At 73.0% G+C, this 19,989-nt stretch carries 15 protein-coding genes and 2 pseudogenes; 7 read left to right on the top strand and 10 right to left on the bottom strand.

Annotated features, from left to right (window positions below):
• Positions 1-111: 111 nt before the first annotated feature.
• Both SMA5143A_RS44850 and SMA5143A_RS34980 read right to left on the bottom strand, forming a co-directional pair.
• Positions 112-828 (bottom strand): annotated as a pseudogene (locus SMA5143A_RS44850) (DMT family transporter); the annotation flags it as partial.
• A 155-nt stretch (positions 829-983) separates the two neighbouring features.
• Positions 984-1,901: a helix-turn-helix domain-containing protein gene (locus SMA5143A_RS34980; RefSeq protein ID WP_258193912.1), complete on the bottom strand. Its 918-nt coding sequence runs from the start codon at positions 1,899-1,901 to the stop codon at positions 984-986.
• A 306-nt stretch (positions 1,902-2,207) separates the two neighbouring features.
• Between SMA5143A_RS34980 and SMA5143A_RS34975 the strand changes: the two genes are divergently transcribed.
• From SMA5143A_RS34975 to SMA5143A_RS34965, 3 genes are all read left to right on the top strand, one after another.
• Positions 2,208-3,227, top strand: a complete 1,020-nt coding sequence (locus SMA5143A_RS34975; protein ID WP_181362163.1) for a NucA/NucB deoxyribonuclease domain-containing protein — start codon at positions 2,208-2,210, stop codon at positions 3,225-3,227.
• A gap of 82 nt (positions 3,228-3,309) precedes the next feature.
• Positions 3,310-4,188 carry a DUF6924 domain-containing protein gene (locus SMA5143A_RS34970; protein ID WP_107466844.1) on the top strand — a complete coding sequence of 293 codons (879 nt, stop codon included), beginning with the start codon at positions 3,310-3,312 and terminating at the stop codon, positions 4,186-4,188.
• A 168-nt stretch (positions 4,189-4,356) separates the two neighbouring features.
• Positions 4,357-4,962, top strand: a complete 606-nt coding sequence (locus SMA5143A_RS34965; RefSeq protein WP_107466843.1) for a response regulator transcription factor — start codon at positions 4,357-4,359, stop codon at positions 4,960-4,962.
• 21 nt (positions 4,963-4,983) lie between these two features.
• Here the strand turns inward: SMA5143A_RS34965 and SMA5143A_RS34960 are convergent, their stop codons facing one another.
• The 4 genes from SMA5143A_RS34960 to lanKC form a co-directional block, all read right to left on the bottom strand.
• The gene (locus SMA5143A_RS34960; RefSeq protein WP_107466867.1) at positions 4,984-6,804 is read right to left on the bottom strand and encodes an ATP-binding cassette domain-containing protein; all 1,821 of its coding nucleotides are present in this window, start codon (positions 6,802-6,804) and stop codon (positions 4,984-4,986) included.
• The gene (locus SMA5143A_RS34955) at positions 6,801-8,783 is read right to left on the bottom strand and encodes an ABC transporter ATP-binding protein (RefSeq protein WP_258193911.1); all 1,983 of its coding nucleotides are present in this window, start codon (positions 8,781-8,783) and stop codon (positions 6,801-6,803) included. The genes SMA5143A_RS34960 and SMA5143A_RS34955 overlap by 4 nt, the downstream gene beginning before the upstream one ends.
• Before the next feature lie 84 nt (positions 8,784-8,867).
• On the bottom strand, positions 8,868-8,999 hold the full coding sequence (locus SMA5143A_RS34950) for a SapB/AmfS family lanthipeptide (RefSeq protein WP_107466842.1): 132 nt from the start codon (positions 8,997-8,999) through the stop codon (positions 8,868-8,870).
• Positions 9,000-9,005: 6 nt separating this feature from the next.
• A complete protein-coding gene (lanKC, locus tag SMA5143A_RS34945) occupies positions 9,006-11,645 on the bottom strand; it encodes a class III lanthionine synthetase LanKC (RefSeq protein WP_107466841.1) in 2,640 nt (879 codons plus the stop codon).
• 342 nt (positions 11,646-11,987) lie between these two features.
• Between lanKC and SMA5143A_RS34940 the strand changes: the two genes are divergently transcribed.
• Positions 11,988-12,797, top strand: coding sequence for a MerR family transcriptional regulator (locus SMA5143A_RS34940; RefSeq protein ID WP_107466840.1), 810 nt, complete (start codon positions 11,988-11,990; stop codon positions 12,795-12,797).
• Positions 12,794-13,519: a hypothetical protein gene (locus SMA5143A_RS34935; protein ID WP_258193910.1), complete on the top strand. Its 726-nt coding sequence runs from the start codon at positions 12,794-12,796 to the stop codon at positions 13,517-13,519. Before SMA5143A_RS34940 ends, SMA5143A_RS34935 begins: the two co-directional genes overlap by 4 nt.
• Here SMA5143A_RS34935 and SMA5143A_RS34930 read toward each other — a convergent pair.
• Positions 13,470-14,971: pseudogene (locus SMA5143A_RS34930) on the bottom strand (RNB domain-containing ribonuclease). The gene SMA5143A_RS34935 and the pseudogene SMA5143A_RS34930 sit on opposite strands and share 50 nt — an antisense overlap.
• A gap of 242 nt (positions 14,972-15,213) precedes the next feature.
• Here SMA5143A_RS34930 and yaaA point away from each other — a divergent pair.
• Positions 15,214-15,996: a peroxide stress protein YaaA gene (gene yaaA / locus SMA5143A_RS34925; protein ID WP_107466839.1), complete on the top strand. Its 783-nt coding sequence runs from the start codon at positions 15,214-15,216 to the stop codon at positions 15,994-15,996.
• Positions 15,997-16,101: 105 nt separating this feature from the next.
• Positions 16,102-16,749 carry a bifunctional 4-hydroxy-2-oxoglutarate aldolase/2-dehydro-3-deoxy-phosphogluconate aldolase gene (gene eda, locus SMA5143A_RS34920; RefSeq protein ID WP_107466838.1) on the top strand — a complete coding sequence of 216 codons (648 nt, stop codon included), beginning with the start codon at positions 16,102-16,104 and terminating at the stop codon, positions 16,747-16,749.
• 18 nt (positions 16,750-16,767) lie between these two features.
• Here the strand turns inward: eda and SMA5143A_RS34915 are convergent, their stop codons facing one another.
• From SMA5143A_RS34915 to SMA5143A_RS34905, 3 genes are read right to left on the bottom strand one after another with little or no spacing between them, the layout of a single operon-like run.
• Positions 16,768-18,231, bottom strand: coding sequence for a bifunctional RNase H/acid phosphatase (locus SMA5143A_RS34915; protein ID WP_107466863.1), 1,464 nt, complete (start codon positions 18,229-18,231; stop codon positions 16,768-16,770).
• A 47-nt stretch (positions 18,232-18,278) separates the two neighbouring features.
• Positions 18,279-19,022 (bottom strand): zinc ribbon domain-containing protein, encoded by a 744-nt coding sequence (locus tag SMA5143A_RS34910; RefSeq protein WP_107466864.1) that lies wholly within the window; start codon positions 19,020-19,022, stop codon positions 18,279-18,281.
• Complete coding sequence (locus SMA5143A_RS34905; protein ID WP_107466837.1) at positions 19,019-19,894, bottom strand: Nif3-like dinuclear metal center hexameric protein; 876 nt, start codon at positions 19,892-19,894, stop codon at positions 19,019-19,021. Before SMA5143A_RS34905 ends, SMA5143A_RS34910 begins: the two co-directional genes overlap by 4 nt.
• Positions 19,895-19,989 lie beyond the last annotated feature (95 nt).

The following is a 19,989-nucleotide window of genomic DNA, read 5'->3' as shown; positions in this document are numbered from 1 at the left end:
TGTCCGCTTCCGTCCCGGCCCCGCCGGCGCCGTCGCCGTCGCCGTCGCCGTCGCCAGGAACGAGCCCGCGAGGATCAGGGCGAACGCCAGCAGGACCGTGGTCGTGAGCCTCTCGTCCAGGAAGAGCGCGCCCGCCGCCACCGCCACCGCCGGGTTGACGTACGTGAAGACCGTCGCCCTCGTCGGGCCCACCTCGCGGATCAGTTCCAGGAAGACGACGAAGGCGAGCGCCGTGCAGATCACTCCCAGGCCCGCCAGCGAGGCGAGGACGGAGGTCGAGGGCATGGTCGTCGGCCAGGTCAGGGCCGCCGCGGGGGCGTAGACGATCGCCGACAGGAGCAGCACCGGGGCGATCAGCTGCAACGTCGGGACCTGCTTCAGATGGCGGGCCATGATCAGCGGGGCCGTCGCGTAGCCGATCACCGTGACCGCCACCTCCGCCAGCGAACGGACGTCGCCCCCGGTCAGGTGCGGGACCGTGAGGACCCCTACTCCGGCCAGGCCCAGCATCAGTCCCGTCAGCCGCCGCGCGCCCAGGTGCTCCGTGTCGCCGAAGAAGCGGGTCAGGAGCACGGCCACGATCGGTACGCCCGCGATCAGCAGGCCGGCCGTGGAGCTGGAGAGGTGGCGTTCGGCGTCGGTCAGGGTCCACCAGGGGCCGATCACCTCGATCACCGCGAAGGCCAGCATGGGGCGCCAGTGGGTCCGTACGGTCGCGGCCAGTCCGCCCTGGCGGATCGCGAAGGGGAGCAGGAGTGCCGCGCCCAGGGCGCAGCGGACGAACACCACCATCGACGGGGACACGCCGTCCACCGCCACTTTGATCATCAGGTAGGGGATGCCCCAGAGGACTCCCATCAGCGAGAAGAGGAACCAGCCGCGTGCAGTCATGGGATCAGTGTCCGGCCGGTGGGGGGTCCGGGTCTTGAACGTTGTTGCGGGGGACGCGCCCCTCCGGGCTTATTCGGGCCGCCCCTCCGGGCCTACTGTCGTACGCCCGTCCGGTACGCCGCCGGAGTCACCCCCAGGACCCGTCCGAACCAGCGGGTCATGTGCGCCTGGTCGGCGAAGCCCACCTGGCCGGCGACCTCCGCCGGGCGTCCGCCGAGTTCCAGGAGGGCGCGGGCCCGGCTCACCCGGTACTGGGCCAGCCAGGCGTACGGGGGCATGCCCATCGTCGTACGGAAGGCGCGCAGCAACTGGTAGCGGGAGAGTCCCAGGTCGGCGGCCAGGTCCGCGAGGGACGGCGGGGCCTGGAGTTCGTCGGCCAGGCGGTCGCGTACGGCGAGGGCGATGGTGCCGGCGCCGGGGACCGTGTCGGAGGTGGGGCGGGCCGTGGAGTGGCGGCGGGTCAGGGCCGTGAGCAGCCAGGGGACGCGGGACTCCGCCTCCAGCGGGTCGGGGCAGGTGCTCAGCTCGGTGTGGGCGTTGCGCAGGGCCGCGGCGAGTTCGGGGTCGTGCAGGAGGGGCTCCCGGAAGTGCGGGGTGCCGCCGAGGATGCCGTCGGTGAGGAGGGTGGGGGCCGGGTAGAGGGCGCGGTAGGCGTAGGTGCCGTATGCCGACTCGCCGGTGTGGACCTCCCCGGGGGCCAGCACGACGATCGAGCCCTCCCCCACGGTGAGGGCGCCGCCCCGGTACTCGATGCACGAGGCGCCGAGCACACAGATGCCCACGCTGAACTCCTCGTGGGTGTGCGGGGCGTAGCGGTGGCGGTCGAAGCGGGCGGTCAGCAGGTCGAGGGGGCGGTCGGGACGGCCGAGGGTCGCCCTTGTCCACCGGGTTTGTGGGGTCTGAGGGGCCTGCGGGGTCTGAGAGGCCTGTGGGGCCTGTGGTGTTTGCCGCTGCGCCTGATGTGTCTGCTGTGCCTGCGTCTGACGCGCCTGCTGTTCCGTGCCGCCCACGTCCCGCGCCCCCTTCGACGGTCGTCTCCGACGGTGCAACGCGCGAGTGGCTCGATTCCCTTCCCCGCCGACCGCGGTGGGCGGTGACACAGCCCCGTCACCAGCCCCCGCCCCCTAGGCCCCGTCACCAAGCGGTTCCGTTGTCGCGATCCCCGCCGCCCCCTCCTGGCCGAACCGGACCTGTCCTACGGGGCAGTGTCCCAACGGCCAATAGAGACAGGCCAGTTGCCGTCCCTAATGTGCTTGCCTCACGGACGGCAGCCGCGGGGCGGTGTCGTCCTTCCATCGACGAGGGGACGCACAGCCATGCGCATCAGCGCGCCCGGAAAAGTCGTCATAGGTGCCTGTCTCGGCACGCTCCTCCTCACCGGCGTCAGCGCCGCCACCGCGCAGGCCGCGTCGGCGCACTACAGCCTCACCGCCGCTCAGGTGTCGAACGTCAGGACCGTCCACGCCGACACGGCCGCCGCGGCGAGCTGCAAGATCAACACCATCAACATCACCCGCACCAGCATGTGCCTGTACGTCGACGCCCGTGTCGACGTCCTCAGGAACGGCAGGCCGGTCGGCTCCGCCACCTTCGCCCTCAAGCACTCCATGACGTTGAAGACCGACAAACTGAAGTGGGCGGAGAGCTTCACCGTCGGCAAGGCCAGGCTGGTCAACGCCGGCGGCATACGCGTAAATGTTTCTGTCGGTGGCGGCAAAGGTGTCAAGACCGCCGTGAAGTTCGCGCAGGGATCCGCGCTCGGGCCCGCCCGGAAGGGAACCGTCGGCTACGCCGCCAGAGTCGCGAAGAAGAAGCAGCTGGCCAGTCCCGCCTCGTACCGGTTCACCTTCACCAAGCCCGGCTACTCGACGGGCGGCTTCACCTACAAGTCCGCCAAGTACCGGTGCGACGACACGTTCTGGGGCCCCAAGAAGCGGACCAAGAACCCCGGCTGCGTCTTCCCCGGCGCCTCACCGGTCTTCTCCCTCTCGCGCGGCGACGCGAAGGTGAAGGAGTCCGCCCAGCACATTCTCGACGCGCAGACCAGCATCGCCGGTCATCCGGGTGCCTCGACCCCGCTGCACCGCATCACCAACGAGAAGACCATCAACGCCAACCGCAAGGCCATGTGCGGGAACGTGCCCAACCCCGACCCCAAGAAGTACGACTGCGACGAGTACCCCTTCGCGGCCAGCAAGGAAGGGGGCAACCCGGCCCTCGGCAGCACCCGCATCATCTCCGCCGGTGACAACCGCAGCGCCGGTGCCCGTCTCGGCGGCTTCTACAAGAGCCAGCGCGTCCTCAACGGTGACGCCTACTACGTCCACATCCAGTAAGGCACGCGACTCGCCTTCCACCGTGCCCGTCTACGCTTCCGAGACGTAACCGGCGGGCACAGAAGCACGATGGGGGTTCTCCATGCAGCGTTCCACCTGGCCGCTCCTCGACGGTCGTACCCGGCCGCTCAAGTTGAAGGAGTGGGGGGACCTGGCCGTCATGGACCCCGACGCCGGCAAGCCGCCGCGCGGACGCGGGTTCCTGTCCGCCGAGAAGGACTGGCTGCACATCGACGCCGGGAGCGCTCTGGAGAACCCCATCGTCACCCTGTACGCCGGTCAGGACCCGGGCGCGGAGGACGGCTGGGACGAGGTCGAGGAGATCACCGTGGTCTCCACGACCGGCTTCCTCACCCTGTGCGACAGCGGGTACGAGCCGTTGCGCAAGGAGAATCTCGCCACCGCGGGAGCCGGCACCTATCTGGTCCGCGTCCACGCCAGCGACCGCTCGGTGGACGACAAGCGGCCCCGTTTCCTGATCCAGGTCTTCCCCGGCGACCGTACGGGCGCCGAGCCCGAGCCGCCCTCCGCCACGATCGAGGAGGCCGCCGGGCCGCTCCTGGTGCGGACGTCCTTCGAGCAGCCGGGCCAGTGGGCACGCCTGCTCCAGGCCATCGAAGAGGGCTCGGAGCGCCATGAGCCGATCGAGTCGATCACCGTCGTCGACAACCGCGCCTACTCGGGCTTCACCGCGGAGCAGATTCTGGCCCGGATCGGCCGCGACGACGAGGACTGGCCGGACAGCACGCTCGTCCTCATCGCCGACGAGCGGGCACTGGGCTCCGCGGAGTTCCCCTTGCTGGCCGTGAACAACCTGCCCGACGAGGACGACGCCCCGTTCAGGATCACCCTCGCGGCCGCCGGTTCCTTCGTCGACAACATGGAGCTGGCGAACACCGACTTCGGTGAGTGGGCCGGCGGTGTCGAGGCGGACGGCGTCTACCGAGAAGAGCACTACTGACGGCTCGCCGGACCAGGCTTCACGAGGTACCCCTCGGGCCGGAGCAGGGCTTTCCCGGCATATGGTGTGATGGTCGGCGATACTTCCCATGTCGTCTTCGGGTATTCCGGAGTGCGGGCATTCCGGAGTGCCGGTGAGGGAGGCCGAGTGGGGTCGGGTGGGAGTGATGTGATTCGGGTTCTCCTGGTGGAGGAGACCGGGCTCGTGCGTGGGGCGTTGGCGGCCCTGTTGGCCCGGGAGGAGGACATCGAGGTCGTGGCTGCATCGCCGGGGCACGAGCAGACCGTGGCCCGGGCTCTTTCGCATCGGCCCGATGTCGTCGTCATCGATGTCGACGGGGGTGAGGACGGGGCGCTCGGGACCTCGCGTGAGTTGGCCGTGCGGTTGCCCCAGTGCCGGACCCTGTTGGTGACCGAGTCCGCCAGCGCCGGGTTCCTCCGGCGGGCGCTCGCCCTGCGGGTCATGGGGCTCATCGGGAAGAACAGCCCCAGCGATCTGCTCGCCCTCGGGGTGCGCAAGGTCGCTTCCGGTGAGCGGTTCATCGATCCCGACCTCGCTCTGCTCGCCCTGTCATCGGAGGAGAGCCCCCTGACCGCCCGCGAGAGCGAGGTGCTGCGGCTCGCCGCCGAAGGCATGCCCACCCGCGAGATCGCCGAGCGGCTGGCCCTGTCCGTGGGGACCGTCCGCAATCATCTCAACGCCGTCTCCCGGAAGACCGGCGCGCGGAATCGGATCGACGCCATTCGGATCGCCCGGGAGGCCGGGTGGTTGTGACCGGCCGCGGCCCTTCGAGCGTCAGGACGGCACGCTCGTCGTCGCCCTGTCCCAGTGGCCTATCAGGTCCCGGTAGAGCGCGCAGGTCGTCATCAGCTCGTCGTGCGTGCCCAGGTCGTGGCGGGGGCCGTCCAGCACCAGGGTCAGGTCGGCGCGCAGGGCCGAGCTGATGCGATGGGCGCAGACGATCAACGTGGACGGGCGGGACGCGAAGGCGCGCTCCGCGCGGGCCTCCGCCGGGGGGTCCAGGTGGCAGGTCGCCTCGTCCAGGACGTGCAGGTGGGTGGGGGGTAGCAGGGCCCTCACCAGGGCTATCTGTTGGCGTTCGCCCGCCGAGAGGCGACCCGGGTCCATCGGGGCCTCGTAGCCGCCCAGGCGTTCAACCAGGGCCGTCGCGCCTATCTCCTCCACCGCCCAGTCCAGGGTCGTCGGCGATGCGGCCGGGTGGAGGTACGTCAGGTTCTCGCGGACGGTGCCGGTGAAGACGTACGCCTCCTGTGGGATCAGTACGCGGGCGTCGGACAGGTGGGCGGGGTCCAGGGCGCCGACCTCCGCGCCGCCCAGGTGGATGTCGCCGGTCCGGGGTTCCAGGAGGCCCGCGATCAGGGCGGCCAGGGTCGATTTGCCCGCGCCGCTCGGGCCCACCACCGCCAGGTAGGTGCCGGGGGGCAGGGTCAGGTCGAGGTTCTTCACCACCGGTTCCGCGGTGCGGGCGTAGGAGAAGGTGACGTGTCGCAGCTCCAGGGCACCGTCAGCGGGGTGGGACGGGGTTGTGGGTGGGGGCGGGGGTGGAGCGGTCGTCGGCTCCGGGGCGGTTTTCGTCAGGGTCGCCTTCGGCGCTGTGACCCGCTCCTCTGTCGTCTCCAGGATGCGGGTCGTCGTCACCAGGAGCCACAGGCCGCTGCCGCCCACGCCCTGGACCAGGCCCTGGAGAGCCGGCTGGAGGCTCTGGGAGATGTAGGTGAGGGCGCCCAGGATCGCGCCCGCCGTCACCCCCCGGTCCACCAGCCACGGCGCACCGAACAGGATGAGGGCCAGGGGGAGCCAGCCGCCCACGCCGAGGGCCGCCGTGCGCAGCGCCGTGAGGCGGGCCAGAGCCCTCGTCGCTTCGGCCGCCCTGTCGATGCGGGCGCCGGTGCGGGTGCGTACGAGGTGTTCTGCGCCGCAGGCCGTCACGTCGCGGAGGCCGCCGGCCACCGTGTGCACCTGCTCCGCGATGGCCTCGTCCGCCAGGACCACCGCCCGCTGCCGTGCCGCCAGTGCCCTCAGGGCCAGCAGGAACAGGGTGAGCCCGGCGGTGAGGGGCGGGACGACGAACAGCAGCAGCGCCGGGTCCAGGGCCGTCAGGCCCAGCAGCACGCTCACCGCCGTGACCGTGAACGTCTGGACGAACATCACGACCGCGCCGTAGGACTCGCGGGCGATCTCCACCTGCTCGGTCAGGCGGGCCACCCCTGCCGTGTCCGCGGGGTTGCCCAGGTGCGCGGAGCGGCGCAGCGCGCCCGTGGTGACCAGGGAGACCAGGTCGTCACGGAACGGCTCCACGACCTCCGCGAGGTGCCGCGTGGCCTGGCGCGTGCCCCAGGCGCCGATCAGCACGGAGCCGGCCAGCAGGCCGAGCCAGCCGAAGCCCTCGGCGGTGCTGCCCGCGAGGAAGCCGTCGTCGACCGCCTTCGCGACCAGCCAGCCCGAGAGCAGCGCGGGGACCGCCTGGACCAGGGACCAGCCGGCGAGTCGGAGGAACTGCCGGCGGCGCGTGCGCAGGGTGGCCCGCAGGAGGCCGCGCGCGCTGGGCGCGTGCGCCGCGCGCTCTCGTCGTGCGCCAAGCGCGAGCGCATTCACCGCCCTCTCCCGTCGACGCCGCGTGCGGGGTCGTACGGCCCGCTCGCCGGCCCGCTCGCGATCCGGTCGTCGGTCCACTCATCGGCCCCCTCGTCGGCCCACGCGGAGCGTACGGTCCCCACGTCGGTGCGCTCGGGGCGCACGTCCCTCGTGGTCCCGTCGAGCGCCCGCTCCGGCCGTACGGCTCCCTCATCCGCCCGCCCAATCCGTGGGGCGGCCTCCTCCCCCTCCCCCCGGAACACCGCCCGGTACTCCGGGTCCTCCCACAGCTCCCGGTGGGTGCCCTCCGCCCGTACGTGGCCGTCGGCCAGCCAGACGACCCGGTCGGCACGGGCCGCTGTGGACGCTCGGTGGGTGACGACCAGGCGGGTGCGGTCAGCCAAGGGGCCCGTGTCGGTGAGGGCCCGGGTGATGTGGTGCTCGGTGACGGTGTCGAGGCTGGCGGTGACGTCGTCGAGGACGAGGAGGCGGCCGGCCGGGGCGCACTGCGTGAACGCGCGGGCCAGACCGAGGCGTTGGGTCTCACCGCCGGACAGGGGGGTCGAGGCCAGGGGCGTGGCGTAGCGGTCGGGCATGGTGCGGATGAACGGGTCGGCCCGCGCGGCGGACGCCCCGGCCCGTACCTCCGGCGCCGACGGGGTGCGGGGGCCGAAGGCGATCGCGTCGGTGAAGGTCTCGCCGAGCAGGGCCGGGCGTTCGAAGCCGTAGGCCACGGCGCGGCGCAGCTCCCTACGGTCCACGTCCCGCAGGGGTACGCCGTCCAGGCGTATCTCGCCGTCGTCGGGGTCGGTGAGGCGTCCGGCCAGGGCCGCCAGCAGGGACTTGCCGGACCCGGAGCGGCCCACGACGGCGGTCAGGGTGCGCGGGACGAGGTCGAGGTCGACGCCGTTCAGGACGGTGGCGCCGTCGGCGGTGCGGACCGTCACCCGGCGGAACTCCAGGTGGCCTCCGCCCTCCGGGGGCAGCCGTCGGCTGCCGTACCGGGCCGGCGGCTCGTTCAGTACGTCCGCGACGCGGCCCGCGGTGGCGCGGGACACGGCGAGCTGGTTCACGGAGCCGACGAGTGAGCTGACGCCGGTGGCCAGCAGGACGTACTCGCTCGCGGCGAGCATCTGGCCCGGTGTGATGCGGCCCCGGGCGAGTTCGAAGCCGGCCACGGCCAGCACGGCGACCTCCAGCAGCGGGACGATCACCGCGTCACGGGCGGAGACGCGGGCGAAGGCGCGCCACATGCCCCGGCCGTGGCGGTGCAGTTCGGGGAGTGGTTCCAGGACTCGGTCGGCCTCGCGGGCCGTGGTTCCGGCGGCGGTGATGGTGCGGATGCCGGTGAGGGCGTCGGCGAGGCGGGCGGCGATACGGCCCTGGACGGCGAAGTAGCGGTCGTTGAGGTCGGAGACGTCACGGACGAAGGCGCGGACGATGAGGACGATCAGCGGGAGCCCGGCGACGAACGTCAGGCAGAGCCAGGGGTCGATGAGGGCGAGCGCGACGATGGCGCCGAGCGGCGGGATCAGTTCCGTCACCGCCCACACCAGGCCCGACGGGGCGCTGCCCGCCTGGGCGGAGTTGCCGACGAGGCGGGCGACCAGCTCGCCGGGGGTGTGGCGGCGGGTGGCGCGGGCGCCCAGGTCGAGGACGTGGCCGAGCAGGGTGTGGCGCAGCCAGGCGGTGGAGCGGGCGTTGGCGACGGCACCGGCGTAGTCGTCCGCCGCGTCGCACACCACCAGCAGTACGACGGCCACGGCGGACAGGGTCAGCCACAGGGTGGCGTCGCCGTCGCCGAGCACGGCGTCGACGGCGCGGCCCATCACGGCGGGCAGGACGACGAAGACGCCGGCCAGCAGCAGCGACGCGGCGGCGAGGACACCGCCCCAGACGCCGCCCCGGCGCACCGCGCTCAGTAGCAGACGATCCGCCGCGCGCCGGTCCACGGGGACGTGGTCCGCCGCGTCCCTGTCCGGTGCCGTCCGTCGGTCCACCGGCCGCTCCCGTCGTCGTACGGTGCCAACGAAGGAGCGGGGGCACCGGAAGTGCCCCCGCAGTGGCGGTTGGAGGCCGGGCCCCTAGCCGCAGAAGAAGACGCTGAACACGCTGCCTCCTACGATGAAGCATCCCTTGCTCGCCCGGCTGCCCAGGGGCGGCTTCAGCCCGGTCTCGGACTCGATGGTCATACCCTGCAGTTCGAGAAGCGACATTGATCCTCACCTCCTCTCTGGTGCGTGAGTGGCGAACGGAGGGTCGTGTGCGGCCCCGTCCGGTGTCAGGAACAGCAGGCCGGTGGGCCGGGAGTGGAAGACGGCGCCCAGCGCGAGCAGGACTCCCGCGCCGCCGGTGGCCAGGTCCATGGACAGCCGCATCAACTGGTCGCCGGGGAAGGCCAGGCGGCCGTCGAGCAGGCAGGCGTGGCGGGCCAGGCGGCGTACGTGCCCGGCGATCACGGGGTCCTCGGCGGCGGCCGTACCGGGCGGGTGGGCGCGGCTGAGGTGAAGGATCATTCCGGCGACGCCGTCGAAGAGTCCGGGTTCCACGTAGAAGTTCGCCTGCGCCGCCCTGCGGATCGCCGCGGCGGCCGACGAGAACCGCTCGTCCGCGCGGTGGGTCAGACAGTCGTCGAGGACCATGCCGATGCCCACGCTGCCGTCAGCGAGGTAGGGCATCGTGCGGTAGCCCTCGTTGACCTCCATGGAACCTTCCTCGCGGACGACGCAGCGGCGCAGGTCCTGGCGGAGCGCGGTGGCGGCCAGATCGAGGTACGCCGGGTCGCCGCCCTGCTCGTACAGGCGCAGGAACAGCAGCGCGGGCCCCGACGACCCGTACATCAGCCCCGCTCTCGGGTGGGTGCCGCCGCTGATCTCGGCGACGCCGTCGGCCGGGCCCAGCCGGTCGGCGACCAGGCCCGCGACGCGGTGGGCGGCGTCCCGGCAGGCGCTGTCGCCGGTGGTCGTCGCGAAGTGCAGCAGGGTGAGGCCGATGCCGGACAGGCCGCCCTTGAGGTCGAGGGCCAGGGCGTCCAGGCGTTCGCCCTGGCACATGTCGAGGATCTTGACGGCCTCCTCGTGATGGCCAAGGTGTTCGAGGACGTACGCGATGCCGTGCAGGCCGTCGTAGAAGCCGAGGTGGGTGCCGCGCTCCGGCTGGAGCGCGTGCCGGATCAGCCACTCCTCATGGTCCGGATACCGGCCGGCGCCCGTCACGTCCAGCGCGTACAGCACGCCCGCCGCGCCGTGGGCCACGTCGAGGCCTCCGCCCGGGAACGCGAACTGCTCGATGTCGCCGGGGAAGAGGCGATCGTGCCGTTCGGGGGTGGCGGCGGCGAGGACGGCGCCGGCGATCGACTCGCGGGCGCGCAGCCAGCCGGAGTGGTCCGGTTCGAGGCGGGGCTCCGCGTCCGCCCCGGCGGTCGTCCCGGTGATCGTCCCGGCGGTCGTCCCACCGTCGCCGGTGATGGTGCGGACGGCCTCGTCGAGGAACGGGCGGGGCACGGGGAACAGCCGCGCGGCCTCACGCGCGAGCTGTGCGGCCTTGCCGCGGTCCAGCTCGATCAGGCCGGTCAGGGGCATGAACAGACAGAGCCGCAGACAGGCCAGGGCATACCGGTCGATGTCGAAGCCGGTGGCCCCGCTCGGGGCGACGAAACCGGGGGCCGCGAGGACCTGGTGGGAGGCCCGCTCCACGTCGGCCGCGCCCTCGAAGTCGATCAGTACCGCCCCGCCGTCGGGGCGGACGAGAACGTTGTACGTGTGCACGTCACCGATCACGACGCCCCGCTCGTGGACCGCCGCGACCGCGTCCTCCACCTGCCGGACGATGTCCAGGGCCCAGGAGGTGTACTCGGCGAACGCCGCCGGATCCGGGTCCAGCGCGGCCAGCGGGGAACGCTCGACGAACAGGTCGTGCAGGGGTGTCCCCTCGATGAAGTCCTCGACGAGGAAGTGGTGGCCGCCGAGTTCGAAGTGGTCGCGGAGCGCGGGGACGCAGGGCAGGCCGTGCAGGCGCTCCAGGGCCGCCCGCTCGCGTTCGAGCCGGGTGACGGCGTCCGCGCCGTCGGGGGTGAGCCCCGCGTGGGGCCGGGCCTCCTTGAGGACGACCCGTTGCCCATCGCGGGTGTCGACACCGGCGTAGAGCCCGCCGCCGTTCGAGAAGTGCAGCGCCTTCTCGATGCGGTAGGGCAGATCGGTGACGGTGGTCCGACGGCTCTCGGCGAGGTGGGGTTCGAGGAACCCCGGCAGCCGCACCCACTCCGGAACCCGGAAGGTCGGGCCGCGCACATCGGGCACCAGCCGCCCCGAGGGATCCTCCACCGCCTGCTCCACCACGCCGGTGTCCGAGACGCAGTACCGGTCGTCGAAGGCCCCGTACCTGACGTAGAGCGGGCCGGCGCCCCACCGCAGGTCGCTGAGGATGTACGGTCCCGGCCTGCCGCCGAGGACGGCGTCCAGCTCGGTGAGCGTGCGCTCGCACTGGACCTCGTCGCGCGGGTAGATCGTGACGAACTTCCCGCTGGACCCGCGGTGCGCGTACTTCATGTTGGCGAGGAAGAGGACGTCCACGTTCGGGAGGAACTTGAAGGGGATGCGGCGGGGCACGCAGTGGTCCCACACCGCGTCGAGGATCTCCTGCGCGTTGTCCGGGCACGCCGAGACGTGAATCTTCCAGCCTTGGGGCGGGAGGTCCACGTCGGTGGGACGGCAGACGAGCCAGTCGCCGAGTTCCTGGCGGAACCAGAGATCGGGAAGCGGGTCCCGCGTCTGCCGGAACCCCTCGCGCATCCGCGTCCGGGACGTCGGCGTGTCGTAGAAACGCGGGTCGGTGAGGCAGTAGAGCTCATACCTCTTGTCCACGAGGCCTCCAGTCGGGCCGCGCCGGTCGGGGCGTCCCCCGGTGTGTGGGGCCGCGCCCCTCTCGGGTGTTCCCCCGGTGCGTTCCAGGACGTTCCCCTGTGCGCCTCAGGGCTTTCCCGAGCCGTCCTTCCCCACGATGGCAGAGGCTCCGGGGGCCTACATCGTTCGTCTGTCATCGGCCGAACATGGGATCCGCACGGTGCGTCCGTGCGTTTCGCACACCCGGGTGGCCGCCCGCGGCCGGGGCGGCCCGTGCGCCGTGTGCGCGTCCGCCCCGAGCTGCCGCGGGGCTTCCCCGATGCCGCTTGACCCTGCCGCGACGTCAACGTTTCTACTGGTCCCATGCGGATCGGAGAGCTGGCCGCGGCCGTCGGGGTGACCACTCGGGCCGTGCGGCACTATCACCACCTGGGGCTGCTGCCGGAGCCGGAGCGGCGGGCCAACGGGTATCGGGACTACACCCTGCGGCACGCGGTCGTGCTCGCGCGGATCCGGCGGCTGACGGAGCTGGGGCTCGGGCTCGCCGAGGTGCGTGACGTGCTGGCCGACGACGCCGGACGTGAGCTCGTCGAGGTGCTCGGCGAGCTGGACGAGGACCTCGCGCGGCAGGAGTCGGCGCTCCGGGAGCGGCGCGCCCGGCTGCGGGTCCTGAGGGAGGACGCGCGGCGGGGGCGGCTGCCCGCCGAGGGGCCCGTCTCACCGGAACTCGCCGCTCTCTTCGGGAAGTTCGGGCCCGTTCCGCCCACGTCCCCCATGGCCGCCAAGGACCGGGAGGTGTTCGCGCTCCTGGAGACGACCGCGCCCCCGGAGGCCCGTGCCGAGCTGCTGGCCGGGCTGGAGGCCATGATGGCGTCGCCCGGCGCGGTGGAGCGGGCGCACGCGGCGTACGCGCTGCTCGACGACCTCGTCGACGCCGGCCTCGACGACCCTCGGGTCGACGAGGCGGCCCGGCTCCTCGCCGACCTCATCCCCACCGAGCTCGTTCCGGCCGACCTCGGGCTCGGCCATGGCACCGGCACCGGCACCGGCGGCCAAGACGCGCGCGGCGGCGGCAACAGCGCCTTCCTGCGGGCCTTCTTCGCCGACTTCGCTCCAGCCCAGGCGGAGGCCATCCGCCGCACGTTCCGGATACTCACGGAGGACCGCCGATGAACCCACCGAGGACGCCGACGACACCGGGGTCGCCAGGGACGCCAGGGACACCGAGGACGCGGAGGACACCTGCCGTACTGATCGATGCCCACCGGGTCGGCCGTTCCCTCGTCCGGCACGAACTCCTGCTGCTGGCCAGCCTGTTCCGATGGATGGTCCGGCGGCCGCACGGGGTCGGCGAGGGGTGGGCCTTCGGGTACGCGCGCGGGCAGGGCGCGATGATGCTCGGCTTCGGGTTCGTGTGCGTCGTCGAGACGGTCACCATGTCCGTGCTCCTGAAGGACCATCCGCTGGCGCACCGGATCCTCCTCGCCCTCGACCTCTACACGATCCTGATCGTCGCCGGACTGCACGCCGCCTCGGTGACCCGCCCCCACGTCCTCACCGACACCACCCTGCGGCTGCGCCGCTTCGCCACCGTGGACCTCCTCGTCCCGCTCACGGCGGTCTCCTCGGTCCGCCGCGAACTGTGCCTGACGCACGAGAAGAAGGACGGCGAGCTGAGTCTGGAGGCCGGTTCGCAGACCACCGTCACCCTCGAACTCTCCGCCGAAGCCGAGTACGTGACGTTCTTCGGGCGGCCCAGGGCGGTCCGGCTCGTACGGTTCCACGCGGACGACGCCGATCGGCTCGTGGGGGAGATCGACCGACTCCGCCGGGCCCAGGGGGACTTCACGCCGGCACGAAGCGAACCTTCGCCACTCCCGGCTCGGCCTGTGTGAGCCGTACGCGCAGCCGTTCCCCCAGCGGCAGCGGCTCGCCGTCCCGGCCGTCGACGCGGCCGATGACCGCCGGGGTCTCCAGCTGGACGATTCCCCTGGCCGGTCCACCCTTCCCGGTCCGCTCCTCCTCCACGTCCACCACCCAGCCGTCGAAGACCTCGCCGACCCTGTCCCTGAGCAGCGCGGCCTCCACGAGGTCCACGCACTCGCGCTCCACGCGGCCCGCCAGGCGGCTGCCGCCGGCCATCTCGTCCGGGAGGGCGTCGAGGGCGGCCAGGACCCACTCGGGGGCCGGGGTGCCAGCGACCGCGGCGAGGCAGAGTTCCGCGGTGTAGCGGTCGACGAGACGGCGGAGCGGGGCCGTGCAGTGGGCGTAGGGCGCGGCGACGGCAGAGTGCGTGGTGATGTCGGGGACGGCGCCGTCGCGGAAGACCGTGTAGTGGGCGCCGCGCAGCAGGGTCGTGCACTCTAGGAGGAACGCGGCATGGCGGGGTTCGTGCGGGTCGAGGGCGCGGACCAGGCTCGCGTACGAGACGTGGTGCGGCCAGTCGATGTGCAACGCCGTCGCGGTGCGGCGGAGTCGGCCGACGGCGCCGTCCGGCGCGGCGGGCAGCGTGCGCAGGATCCCGGTGCCGAAGCCGAGCATCAGCTCCGCGGCGGCCATACCGGTGAGCAGGGAGATCTGGGCGTTCCAGGCGTCGGCGGGGAGGGGCGCCCGGTAGGCGAGTTCGAGTGCGTACGTCCCCGGGGCTTCGTGGCCGCCGATGTCGTCCCGTTCGACGATCTCCTGTTCGGGGACGTGGAGGGAGATGCCTCCGCGTTCCACTTCGAGGCGCTCCCGGAGGTGTCCGATCTCCTTGAGGAGGGCGAGGGGTTCCTCGGCGGTGCCCGCGTCGATCTCCTTCTGCACGGACGCGTAGTCGAGCTTGGCGCGGCTGCGGACGAGGGCGCGGCGCACGTCGACGCTCTCGGTACGGCCGTCCGCGTCGAGGTCCAGCGTCCACAGCACCGCCGGGCGGGTGTGGTCCGGGAGGAGACTGGCGGCGCCCTCGGAGAGGCAGGCGGGGTGGAGGGGGACCTTGCCGTCGGGGAAGTACAGGGTCGTGACCCGGCGGTGCGCCTCCGCGTCGAGCGCGGTGCCGGGGGTGAGAACGCGGCGACGTCGGCGATCGCGTACCGGACCCGGTAGCCCCGGCCGCCTGCCGCGCCCGGGCGGCGGGACAGGTGCATCGCCTGGTCGAGGTCGGTGGAGGTGGGCGGGTCGATGGTGAAGAGGGGGACGTCCGTGGCGTCGTACGAGGGGAGCCGGGGCGACTTCGCGGCGCGCTCCGCCTCGACGAGGACCTGGAGGGGGAAGGCGTCGGGCACGCCGAGTTCACCGCGGAGCGCGCGCAGGGCCGCCCGCACGGGGGCCTCGGGTGCGGCCAGGACGCTGAGGTGGCGGCGGGGCATGCGTCGAGCCTAGGTCGGGGCGGGCGGGACGGCATGCCGACGGGCACCTCGTGCGGGCCGACCGGGCCGCTCGGGCCGCTCGGGCCGCTCGGGTCGCTCGGGTCGCTCGGGCCGCTCGGGTCGCTCGGGTCGCTCGGGGCCGGCGTACCGGCGGGCGCCTCGTGCGGGCCGACCGACCGGGTCGCGGGACGCCCGGTTCGTACCCCGTACGCTGTCGCGGAGCCCTATCCGAAGGAGTACCCGTGCTCGTCCTGCTGCCCCCGTCCGAAGGAAAGGCCCCCTCAGCGGGCGGCGCTCCGCTGAAGCTGGAGTCCCTTTCCCTCCCGGCGCTCACCGAGGCGCGGGAGGCCGTGCTCGGTGAACTGGTCGAGTTGTGCGCGAGCGACGAGGACAAGGCCCGCGAGGTGCTCGGCCTGAGCGAGGGGCTGCGCGGCGAGATCGCCAAGAACGCGGAGCTGAGGACGGCGGGGGCCCGCCCGGCCGGCCAGATCTACACCGGCGTGCTCTACGACGCCCTCGACCTGGCGTCCCTCGACACCGCCGCGAAGAAGCGGGCGGCGCGTTCGCTGCTGGTCTTCTCCGGGCTGTGGGGGGCCGTCCGCGTCACGGACCGCATCCCCTCGTACCGCTGCTCGATGGGCGTGAAACTGCCCGGCGTGGGCGCGCTCGGCACGCACTGGCGTACGCCGATGGCGTCGGCGCTTCCCGAGGCGGCCGGCGACGGGCTCGTCCTCGATCTGCGGTCCTCGGCCTACGCCGGCGCGTGGAAGCCGAAGGGTGGGATCGCCGGGCGCACGGCGACGGTACGGGTGCTGCACGCGCCGACCCGGAAGGTGGTCAGCCACTTCAACAAGGCGACCAAGGGCCGCATCGTCCGCAGCCTGCTGTCGGTCGGCGCGGCGCCCAAGGGCCCCGCCCAGTTGGTGGAGGCGCTGCGGGACCTCGGGTACGTGGTGGAGGTGGAGCCTCCGGCCGGGGCGGGGAAGGCGTGGACGCTGGACGTGCTGGTGACCGAGGTGCACTGACAGGACGCCGGCCACAAGCAAGGGGGGAATGCAGCATGCGAGCCGAGCATTGCAGCATGCGCAACGACCTTTGCGCATGCTGCTGAGGCCGGGCAGCATGAGCCCATGACCTCTCCGTCGCCCGTCGGTCCCGTCTCGACGTTCTCCGTGCTCGACCTCGCCCCCGTCGTCCCGGTCGTCGTCATCGAGGACGCCTCCGACGCCGTGCCGCTCGCGCTGGCGTTGGTCGCCGGGGGGCTGCCGGCGATCGAGGTGACGTTGCGGACCCCCGCCGGGCTCGACGCGATCCGGGCGATCACCGGGGGCGTGCCGGACGCGGTGGTCGGGGCGGGCACGGTCGTCACACCGGAACAGGTGACGGCGGCGGTGCGGGCCGGGGCGCGGTTCCTGGTGAGTCCCGGCTGGACGGACGCGCTGCTGACGGCGATGCGGGCGTCCGGGGTGCCGTTCCTGCCGGGGGTGTCGACCACGTCGGAGGTCGTTGCCCTGCTGGAGCGCGGCGTACGGGAGATGAAGTTCTTCCCGGCGCAGGCGGCGGGCGGTACGGCCTATCTGAAGTCGCTCGCGGGGCCGTTGCCGCAGGCCCGGTTCTGCCCGACCGGGGGGATCGGTCCCGACAACGCGCCCGAGTACCTCTCCCTCCCCAACGTCGGCTGCGTCGGCGGGACCTGGATGCTCCCGGCCGACGCGATCGCCGCACGGGACTGGGGGCGGATCGAGGCGCTGGCGCGCGGCGCGGCGGCCCTGCGGTGAGCGTGCGGCCGTCGCCGCTCAGCGCAGATGTGACGTGTCGTTGAGGAGGCGGAGCGTGGCGTTGCCGTCGGCGTAGTACGCCAGGGCCGTCAGGGAGGCCGCCGACAGTTCCATGCGGAACAGGGACTCGGGGGGTGCGCCGAGGGCCAGCCGGACCAGGGTCTTGATCGGCGTGACATGGCTGACGAGCAGGACCGTGCGGCCCCGGTGCGCCTCGGTCAGCCGGTCGCGGGCGGCGGCGACCCGGTGGGCGACGGCCTCGAAGCTCTCCCCGCCGCCGGTGGGCTCCGCGTCCGGTGAGGCGAGCCAGGCGTTCATGTCGTCGGGGTACCGCTCCCGCGCCTCGCCGAAGGTGAGCCCCTCCCAGGCGCCGAAGTCCGTTTCCCGCAGCCCGTCGTCGAGGGTCACGCCGAGCCCGAGGCGGGCCGCGACGATCTGCGCCGTCTCCCGGCAGCGGGCCAGCGGCGACGACACGATCTCCTGGATCGTCCCCCGGGCGGCCAGCGCGGCGGCGACCCGTTCCGCCTGGTAGCGGCCGACGTCGGAGAGGGACGGATCGGAGCCGCCGCTCCCCGAGAACCGCTTCTGGGGCGTCAGGGGCGTCTCCCCGTGCCGGAGCAGCACGAAGGTCGCGGGGGTTCCGAGGTCGGGGGCCGCGGAGGCGACGTTCTTCGCGGCGCGGATGTCAGCGGCGGTCTTTCCGGCGGCAGAGGCCCCGACGGCAGCCCCGGGCTCGGCAGGGCGGGCCTCAACGACCTCTGACTCACGGGTCCCAACGGCGCCCAGCTCATCGGCGTCGGTCACGGCTGCGTCGGGCTCATCGGCGTCGGGCACGGCTGCGTCGGGCTCGGCCGCGGCCGTACTCCCCGCCGCGCCACCCCCGTTCCCGTTCCCGTTCCCGGTCTCGCCCCGCGCCCCCGCCAGCGCGGCCCTGGCCCTCGCCGCGCCCGCGGCCGCGTCCCCGGGCGGGCCCGACGGCTCGGGGACGGCGGCGGACGCGGCGGCCCCCGCCCTCGTCCGGGCCGAACGGGTGTCCAGGTCCGCCGTGGACGTGGACGGCGACCACTGCTCGCCCCGCTTGCCCGCGTCCATCGCCTCGTTGGCGAGCCGGTCGGCGTGCTTGTTCTGGTCGCGCGGGATCCACTCGTACGTGACGTGGCCGGGTGCGTAGACCCGCAGGGCCTCGGCGGCCAGCGGCTTCATGTCGGGGTGCTTGATCTTCCAGCGGCCCGACATCTGCTCCACGACGAGCTTGGAGTCCATCCGCACCCGGACGGTGGCCGTCGGGTCCAGCGCGTACGCCGCCTTCAGACCCGCGATGAGGCCCCGGTACTCGGCGACGTTGTTCGTGGCGACCCCGATGTACTCGGCGGCCTCGACCAGCGGCTCCCCCGTCGCCGCGTCGAGGACGACCGAACCGTAGCCCGCGGGCCCCGGGTTGCCCCGGGACCCCCCGTCGGCCTCGACGATGAACTCCCGCACCACATCAACCTCTTGGTCTGTCGACTACGGCCGCTCGCAGCCCCCGGCTACAGACCCGACTCCGAGGTGCGCACCAGGATGCGGCGGCAGTTCTCGCAGCGGACGACCGTGTCGGGCGCGGCCTTGCGGATCTCGCTCAGCTCGGTGATCGCCAGCTCCTGGCGGCAGCCCTGGCAGGTGCGCTGGTACAGCTTGGCCGCGCCGATGCCGCCCTGCTGCTCCCGGAGCTTGTCGTAGAGCTTGAGGAGGTCGGCGGGGACGGACGCGGCGATGACCTCGCGCTCCTTGGTCACCGAGGCGGCCTCGCCGTCGAGCTCCTCGAAGGTCGCGTCCCGGCGGGCGGTCGCGTCGTCGATCTTTCCCTGGACGGCGCCGACCCGCTCGGTCAGCTCGGCGACCCGCTCCTGCGCGGACTCCCGGCGCTCCATGACCTCCAGGACGATGTCCTCCAGGTCGCCCTGTCGCTTGGCGAGGGAGGCGATCTCGCGCTGGAGGTTCTCCAGGTCCTTCGGGGAGCTGACCGCGCCCGAGTCCAGGCGCTGCTGGTCGCGGGTGGCGCGCTGCCGCACCTGGTCCACGTCCTGCTCGGCCTTGGTCTGTTCGCGGGCGGTGTCGCTCTCCTCGGTCTGCGCGGCGACCAGGAGGTCACGCAACTGGGTGAGGTCCTTCGTCAGCGACTCGATCTCGGCGTGCTCCGGCAGCGACCTCCGCTTGTGCGCGAGCTGCTGGAGGCGTACGTCGAGGTCCTGGACGTCGAGGAGTCGGATCTGGTCGGCGGGCGCGGCGTTCAGTTGGGGGCTCCCAGGTTCTCGGTGGCGGTGGTGGACGCCGCGTGGGCGGTCCAGGGGTCGGTGACCGTCTTCGAGACGTGGACGCGCAGGTCCCATCCCTTCCGGTCGGAGATCTCGTCGAGCTGGGCGGCGGCCAGCTCGCACCAGGGCCATTCGGTGGCCCAGTGCGCCGCGTCGAGCAGCGCGAGGGGGGTGGCGGCGGCCTCCGTCGTACGGGCTACCGCCTCGGAGGCGGGGTGGTGACGCAGATCCGCGGTGAGGAACGCGTCGACACCGGCCGCGCGGACGTCGTCGAAGAGGCTGTCGCCGGAGCCGCCGCTGACGGCGACCGTACGCACCAGCGCCTCCGGGTCGCCGGCGACCCGGATGCCCTGCGCGGTGGCGGGCAGCCGCTCGGCGGCCCGCGCGGCCAGCTCCCGTACCGTCAACGGGTGGTCCAGCTCGCAGACCCGGCCGAGACCGCGCCGCCCGGCGGGGTCGGAGGCGTCCGGCACGAGGGGCCGTACGACCCGCAGGTCCAGTGCCCCGGCGAGGGCGTCGCTGACGCCGGGGTCGGCGGTGTCCGCGTTGGTGTGGGCGACGTGCAGCGCGATGTCGTTCTTGATGAGGGTGTGCACGACATGGCCCTTGAACGTGGAGGCCGCCACCGTCGTCGTCCCGCGCAGATACAGCGGATGGTGGGTGACCAGCAGGTCCGCCCCCAGCTTCACCGCCTCCTCGACGATCTCCCGCACGGGGTCGACCGCGAAGAGGACCCGGGTGACCTCCTGGTCGGGGTCGCCGCAGACCGTGCCGACCGCGTCCCACCCCTCGGCCCTCTCGGGCGGCCAGAGGGCGTCGAGCTCGGCGATGACTTCAGACAGACGGGGCACGCACAAAGGCTACCTGCACCACTGCCGTCCCCGACCGGCCACGGGTCACTTGACCAGCCGCCCCGACATCCGACCACCGCGACCCGCTGCCTCCC

Source organism: Streptomyces sp. MA5143a (genome assembly GCF_900290235.1).
In the GTDB taxonomy this organism is placed as follows: domain Bacteria; phylum Actinomycetota; class Actinomycetes; order Streptomycetales; family Streptomycetaceae; genus Streptomyces.
Note: the sequence above shows the minus strand (reverse complement) of the source record. Positions and strands in the feature narration are given on the sequence as shown.